We start from the raw sequence: 1,464 nt of genomic DNA on the forward strand, positions 1-1,464 counted from the left end.
CGTCGCGACGCGGCTGGCTTACTTCGACGTGGTGGGCCGCCTGACCGATGCCCGCTTGGGTCCCGGCCAAACACCCGCCCCGGCCGACAGCGCCGCGCTGCGCCAGTTGTCCCTGGGCAACAGCGCCGAGGCCGAAGGTGCTACCGGCTGGCTGCAATACTACTACCCTCAACTGAGCGTGCCCCGCCTGCGGCCGTTGCGCTCAAGTGACACCCCGGTAGTCGCCGCAGGGACAGCGACCCGTGCTTTGCGCATCTATCCCAACCCCGCTACCAATCAGGTATCGCTGATTTACGCCAGCAAAACCGGTGAGACTGCGGAAGTTTACTTTTTCGACCTGATGACGGGCAAAACACTGCATCGCGTCAGTTTGTCGCCGACCGAAGCAGCAGGGGAACAGCAAGCCCCAGTGTCTTTGTCGGACCTGCCGGCTGGCACCTACGGCTGCCGCATATTGGTGGGCGGGCAACCACGGGCAACCCAGCGGCTGGTTATTCAATAGCGGGGACTCATGCGAATGCTATACCTAGCCAGCGTCCTGCTGGCCGGGCTGCTTGGCAGCGCCTGCCCCGTTCGTGCGCAGTTTACCCAAACGATTTGGGAGAGCCTCGCCCCGTTATCATCCGGTGCCAATTTGGCGGGTTATGACCGACTGCTACCGCACCAAGGCCGCTATTTAGCCGGCGGGTGTGAGTACGTCAGCAACGGGGTGTTGTTCTATCCTGCTTACCTTGGAGCTTATGCAACCACGGGGCAGCCGGTCTGGCAGCATCGGGCCAGCAATATGACCGCCTGCGAGCAGGCATTGCTACCTTGGCGAACGGGTTTCGCATTTATCGCCGCTACCGACGCTGTTGGTTCCAATGGGCGGCGCTACGGCTTTGTCCCCTTTCTGGAATGGTTCACCGCCGCCGGGGTATCCGTGCGCAAGCGGGTGGTGCCTCCGGCCCAGGTGCTGAGCACGCCTTGCTCCGCCTTGGCCGAGTCCGATGGCGGCTACACGTTTACTGGCTTCGGCTACGACCCCGCCGGTCCCACTAACAACACCCCGGACACCTACACCCTCACCCGTACCGACTCGCTGGGCACGGTGCTGTGGTCGCACGTTTTCGCCTACCCCGGCCAAGCGCTGCAGGCCGTGCCCTACCCTAATGAGCTGCTGCGCACGGCCAGCGGCGGCTACCTCATCACTGGCTTTGCCGGCTATCTACTGCCCAGCGTGCCGCGCGGCTACACCAATAGGCCCTGGCTGGTAGAAACCGATGCCGCCGGCAACCTGCTGCGCCAGGCCACGCTGCCCGTCTTTGTCCCCGAAGTGCGGGCCAGTATCAACCGTACCTTTAACAACACGCTGCCGCTGGCCGGCGGTGCCCGCTACGTAGCAGCCGGGCAGGCCGACTCGGCCGATGGCGCGGCATTTCGGGCCTGGGGCTTCGTCACCTGCTTCGACACCGCCCTGGCCCT

General features: G+C 64.3%; 2 protein-coding genes. Both read left to right on the plus strand.

Translation table 11 applies throughout. The annotated features are described in order from the left end of the window. The coding region (locus ACYVDE_RS22670) for a T9SS type A sorting domain-containing protein (protein ID WP_460503805.1) at positions 1-502 on the plus strand (502 nt) is incomplete at its 5' end. A gap of 282 nt (positions 503-784) precedes the next feature. After that, on the plus strand, positions 785-1,464 hold a 680-nt coding region (locus ACYVDE_RS22675), incomplete at its 3' end, for a hypothetical protein (RefSeq protein ID WP_460503806.1).

It is taken from the genome of Hymenobacter agri, from assembly GCF_054778495.1.